This window comes from Saccharopolyspora sp. (assembly GCF_017434145.1).
Classification (GTDB): domain Bacteria; phylum Actinomycetota; class Actinomycetes; order Mycobacteriales; family Pseudonocardiaceae; genus Saccharopolyspora_C; species Saccharopolyspora_C galaxeae.
Window position 1 is genome coordinate 1 of sequence record NZ_JAFRFW010000320.1, and the last position, 5406, is coordinate 5406.

The 5406-nt window shown below is 71.6% G+C and carries 4 protein-coding genes and 1 pseudogene; all 5 read right to left on the reverse strand.

Annotation, left to right across the window (positions count from 1 at the left end):
- Positions 1 to 537: pseudogene (locus IJH84_RS08845) on the reverse strand (hypothetical protein); the annotation flags it as partial.
- Positions 534 to 1577: a Ppx/GppA phosphatase family protein gene (locus tag IJH84_RS08850; RefSeq protein WP_295142550.1), complete on the reverse strand. Its 1044-nt coding sequence runs from the start codon at positions 1575 to 1577 to the stop codon at positions 534 to 536. The pseudogene IJH84_RS08845 and the gene IJH84_RS08850, both read right to left, overlap by 4 nt.
- An 82-nt stretch (positions 1578 to 1659) precedes the next feature.
- Positions 1660 to 2340: a response regulator transcription factor gene (locus tag IJH84_RS08855; protein ID WP_200068903.1), complete on the reverse strand. Its 681-nt coding sequence runs from the start codon at positions 2338 to 2340 to the stop codon at positions 1660 to 1662.
- Complete coding sequence (locus IJH84_RS08860) at positions 2337 to 3617, reverse strand: ATP-binding protein (RefSeq protein WP_295142554.1); 1281 nt, start codon at positions 3615 to 3617, stop codon at positions 2337 to 2339. The genes IJH84_RS08855 and IJH84_RS08860 overlap by 4 nt, the downstream gene beginning before the upstream one ends.
- A gap of 285 nt (positions 3618 to 3902) precedes the next feature.
- Positions 3903 to 4649 carry a phosphoglyceromutase gene (locus IJH84_RS08865; RefSeq protein WP_200068901.1) on the reverse strand — a complete coding sequence of 249 codons (747 nt, stop codon included), beginning with the start codon at positions 4647 to 4649 and terminating at the stop codon, positions 3903 to 3905.
- Between the last annotated feature and the right edge of the window lie 757 nt (positions 4650 to 5406).

A 5406-nucleotide genomic window follows, 5' to 3' on the forward strand; every position in this document is an offset into this window, starting at 1 on the left:
ATTCGGTGCGGCCGGACTCTGGGCGGCCGGACTCTGGGCCGCCGGACTCTGGGCGGCCGGACTCTGGGCAGCCGGACTCTGGGCGGCCGGATTCTGGGCGGGAGGTGGCTGCGCGGGCGGCGGGCCTGCGGGCGGAGCCTGCGGCGCCGGTGGCTGCGCGTTCGCCGGGTTCCCGGCGGGCGGCTGCGCGGTCGGAGCCTGGGCGCTCGGCGGCTGCGCATTCGGAGGTTGGGCGTTCGGGGCCGGACCACCTGCCTGCGGCGGGTTCGGCGGACCGGCGGGCGGCTGCGGAAGCGGCGGCTGCTGCGCCCCGCTCGCGGAATCGGCACCGGGCTCCCGGACCTCTTCCTGAATGGCCCGCATCTGCCCGCTGTCCGAGAGCACCCGGTCGATGATCGCCTGCGGAGCCGTTTCGCTCGGGTCCTCGGCACGCCTGCGGCGCCGGTGGGCGCTGCGCTGCGAGCCACCGCCGTACTCGGCGAGCAGCTCCGCGACGGTGCGCTGGCTCGGGTGCTCCGACCCGCTGTCCCGACTCATCGATCCCACCGTGCCGTTTGCTGGGCTTGCCGTCCAGTTCCCCGATCAGCGTGTGCCTGCGCCGCGGGTGTCGACCCGACCGGTGCAATGGTGCGCATCGCAGTGTGGTCCTCTCCGTTGGCGTGGTCCAGCCGCCGGAGGATGATCCCTTCACGCAGCGCCCACGGGCAGATGTCGAGCTCTTCGACCTGCAGTGCGCGCAGCACCGCCTCGGCGACCAGCGCACCGCTGACCAGCTGGTGCGCGCGGGCGCTGCTCACCCCGTCCAGCGCGGCCAGGTCCGCCGAGGACATCCGGGTGATGAACGCCAGCAGCTGCTGCAACCCGGTGGCGGTGAGCTTGCGCGGCGCCCGCGGACCGGCCGAGGCCGGGGCGGCACCGGTCAGCCGGGCCAGCGAGCGGAACGTCTTGGACGTCGCCACCGCGCGGTCCGGACGCCCGTTCGCGCGGAAGTCCTCGGCGGTCGGCGCGAGCTGCTCGTCCAGCCATTCGCGCAGTTCACCGACCTGCTGCTGGCTCGGCGGATCCTGCGGCAGCCTGGTGCGGTTGACGCGTCCGGCCCCGAGCGGCAGCGAAGCGGCCAGGTCCGGCAGCTCGTCGATGCCGATCGCCATCTCCAGCGAACCGCCACCGATGTCGGCCAGCAGCAACCGCCCGGCCGACCAGCCGAACCAGCGGCGCACGGCGAGGAACGTCAGCCGCGCTTCCTGCTCGCCGCTGAGCACTTGCAGCTCGACACCCGTCTCGTCGTGCACCCGCTGCAGCACTTCCGCGGAGTTCTCGGCTTCCCGGATCGCCGAGGTCGCGAAGCCCATCAGGTCCTCGCAGCCGGTCCGCACCGCCGCGGTTTCGGCTTCCGCGACGGTGCGCACCAGCTCATCGGCGTCGGCCGCGGCCAGTCTGCGCTCCGGGCCGATCCGCTCGGCCAGCCGCAGCACCGTCTTCTCCGAAGTCATCGGGGTCGGATGCGCACCACGAAAGGCGTCCACCACGAGCAGGTGGACGGTGTTTGATCCGACGTCGAGCACCCCTAGGCGCATGTCCGCCAACGTTACCGGCCGCAACCGGGCGGCCGGTCCGGGTGGGGGCGGAAAACCGTTCGAGCCCGGCGCAGCGCCGTTCTCACACCTCGAACTTGTAACCGAGGCCACGCACGGTGACCAGGTACTGCGGTTCCGCAGGGTCCGGTTCCAACTTGGAACGCAGTCGCTTGACGTGCACGTCGAGGGTCTTGGTGTCGCCGACGTAGTCCGCGCCCCACACCCGGTCGATCAGCTGGCCGCGGGTGAGCACCCGGCCCACGTTGCGCAGCAGGTACTCCAGCAGGTCGAACTCCTTGAGCGGCAAGCTGATCTCCTCGCCCGCGACCGTGACGACGTGCCGCTCCACGTCCATCCGCACCGGCCCGGCCTCGAGGGCCTGCGGCAGCAGCTCCTCGGCCTCGCCGCCGCGGCGCAGCACCGCGCGCACCCGCGCGATCAGCTCCCGCGCCGAGTACGGCTTGGTGACGTAGTCGTCGGCGCCGAGCTCCAAGCCGACCACCTTGTCGATCTCGCTGTCCCGGGCGGTGACCATGATCACCGGCACCGCGGAGCGCTGCCGCAACTGCTTGCACACGTCGGTGCCGCTCATGCCGGGCAGCATCAGGTCCAGCAGCACGATGTCCGCGCCGTTGCGGTCGAACTCGTCCAGCGCCTCCTGCCCGGTCGGCGCGACCGCCGCGGTGAATCCCTCCTTGCGCAGCATGAACGCCAGTGGGTCGGCGAAGGACTCCTCGTCCTCCACGATCAGCACCCTGGTCACCGGACTCCTCCCGTTTCGACGGTCGTACTCCCGCTGTCGGTCACGGCCCGGCCCGCACCGCGGTCCCGATCCGCCGTTGCGTGCCGGTCGTGCCCCTGTTCGTCCTCGTCCGCGGGTTGCTCCTGCTCACCGGCTCCGCCGGGTTCGGCCTCCTCCTGCCCGGCGCCGTGCCGCGGAATGCGGAGCGTGAACGTGGAGCCGGTGCCGGGCCTGCTCCACAGCTTCACCTCGCCGCCGTGGTTGGCGGCCACGTGCTTGACGATGGCCAGCCCCAGCCCGGTGCCGCCGGTTGCGCGCGAGCGAGCCGGGTCGACCCGGAAGAAGCGCTCGAACACGCGCTGCTGGTGCTGCGGTTCGATGCCGATGCCCCGGTCGGTCACCGCGATCTCGACGAACTCGCCCGCCATCCGGCGGCTGATCGAGACCGGCGAACCGTGCGGGGAGTACGACACCGCGTTGTCGATCAGGTTGCTCAGCGCGGTGACCAGCAACGTGCTGTCGCCGTCCAGCAGCAGGCCGGTCGGCTCGTCCACGGCGATCTCGATGCCCGCGGACTCCGCGGCGACCCGGGAGCGGCCGAGCGCTTCCTCGATCACCGCGTCGACCTCGACGGTGGTCAGCTCCGGCAGCCGTTCCGCGCCCTGCAACCGGGACAGCGCGATCAGCTCGGAGACCAGGGTTCCCAGCCGGGTCGACTCGTGCAGGATCTTGGTGGAGAAGCGGCGCACCTCTTCGGGGTCGTCGGCCGCGTCCAGCACCGCCTCCGCCAGCAGCGCGAGCGCGCCAACGGGAGTTTTCAGCTCGTGCGAGACGTTGGCCACGAAGTCCCGGCGGGTCGCCTCCAGCCGCACCGCATCGGACTCGTCGCCCGCGTCGATCACGGTGAATCCGTCGCCGAGCGGGCGGACCTCGCCGTGCACCGCCGCGGGCCCCCGCCCGCGCAGCGAGCGGTTGACCGGGGAGAGGTCCACCGCGACCGGTTCCCCGGATTCCAGCGCCTGCCCGGCGGCCGTGCGCGCGCGGACGTCGGCCTGGTTGTCCCGTACGAAGCCGAGTTCGTCGGCGCGCGGGTTGTGCAGCACGACGTCGCCGAAGCGGTTCAGCACGACGATGCCGTTGTCGGTGGCGTGCACCAGCCGCTGCAGCAAGTCGGCGACGGTCGGCCCCGCCGGCCTCCTGGGGGTGCGGTGACTCGTCGCCCGCGCGGCCAGGAAGCCGGCCGCCACACCGATCGCAAGCACGCCGATGATCAGGGCGGTATAGCCCAATGCGGTCACGTCAGCATCGTAAGCAGGCGACGGCGGGGGTGGACCAGCCCGCGAGCTCGATCCGTGATGCCCGTGACACGAACCGGCGAGTTCTTCACCCGCGGTTCACCGTCCGGTGCGCGGCGGTTCAGCCGTGGCCCGGGCTCGCGTCGACGCGGGTGGACGCGGCGGAGCCGGAACGCCCGCGCATCTCCTGTTCGAGTGACCGGCTGCGCGGCTACCGAAGGTATCCGTGCCGCCACCCGGCGCATTGCCCGGCGGCGGCACGGTCCTGCTCGGTTCAGCGGCCCTTCTTCAGCGCCCCTGCTTGGCCACGGCCGCGGCGGCCGACGCGGCGGCATCGGGGTCCAGGTAGGTACCGCCCGGGTTGGTCGGCGCCAGGTCGGCGTCGAGGTCGTAGCGCAGCGGGATTCCGGTCGGGATGTTCAGCCCGGCGATGTCCGAGTCGGAGATCCCGTCCAAGTGCTTGACCATCGCGCGCAGCGAGTTGCCGTGCGCGGCGACCAGCACCGTCCGCCCGGCCCGCAGGTCCGGCACCACCGCGCTCTCCCAGTAGGGCAGCAGCCGCGCCACCACGTCCTTGAGGCACTCGGTGCGCGGCATCTCCGCGCCGAGATCGGCGTAGCGCGGGTCGCCTTCCTGGCTGTACTCGTCGGTCGGCTCGATCTCCGGCGGCGGTGTGTCGTAGGAGCGGCGCCAGAGCATGAACTGCTCCTCGCCGTAGGTCTCCATCGTCTGCTTCTTGTTCTTGCCCTGCAGCGCACCGTAGTGCCGCTCGTTGAGCCGCCAGTCCCGGCGCACCGGGATCCAGTGCCGCTCGGCGGTGTCCAGCGCGATGTTGGCGGTGGTGATCGCCCGGCGCAGCAGCGAGGTGTGCAGCACATCGGGCAGCACACCGGTCTCGCGGAGCAGCTCGCCGCCGCGTTGCGCCTCGCCCTTGCCCTTCTCCGACAGGGGGACGTCGACCCAGCCCGTGAACAGGTTCTCGGCGTTCCAGGTGCTTTCCCCGTGCCGCAGCAGTACCAGAGTCCCGACAGTCATGGCTTCAGGTTATGCCAGGGCGCGCGGCGGGCGTGCCGGGCCGTTCGGGGCGGGCGCTCGGCCCTTCACGGTGGACGCGAATTGATCACGTTGCGCCAGGGGGACACCGTTTCGAGTGACGATCTTCGGGTGCGCGGAGCGACCGCGGCGGCTCGCGGATTTCGTTGCTCTTGTCACCTTACGGTTATCGATTCACCGTGGCGCCGTGACACGTGCGAGCAGGCGATCACTCTGCAGTGCAGGATCTCCGGCCTGCGATTTCGTTGCGTTACGTCCCGTGTCGAATATCACTCGTACGGAGTAATGCGTCGGCCTTGTGGCCAGTGCGTGACTCTGCGAAGTTGTCACTGCTCTCGCTGATCGGCTCCCACGCACTCCCCGATCGCGCGAGAGCGAACGAGCGCGGTTCGTCTCCCCCGTCGATCCGCGCCCCGCCGGGCCTGGGGTGCCCCCCGCCCACTTGGCCCGCTGGCGGGACCCCCACGCGGGGCGGTTCGAGCTCGCGACTCCCCCTCTCTCCCGAGCCGTCCCGCGCGGTCCGCTAGTTCGCAGGCGGACGAATTCCAGCCGCCGTGCCGCTCACACCGCTCTGCTGAGCACGGCGCTGCGCTCACACCGCTGTGCCGAACACGCTGCTCGGCTGATCACACCGTTGTGTCGAGCACGCAGCTGCGTCGCTCAGGAGTCGGGCCGAGCACGCAGCTGGGCCGATCACCGCGCCTCGCCGACCGGGCTCTCCAGCGCCTGCGCGTCGTCC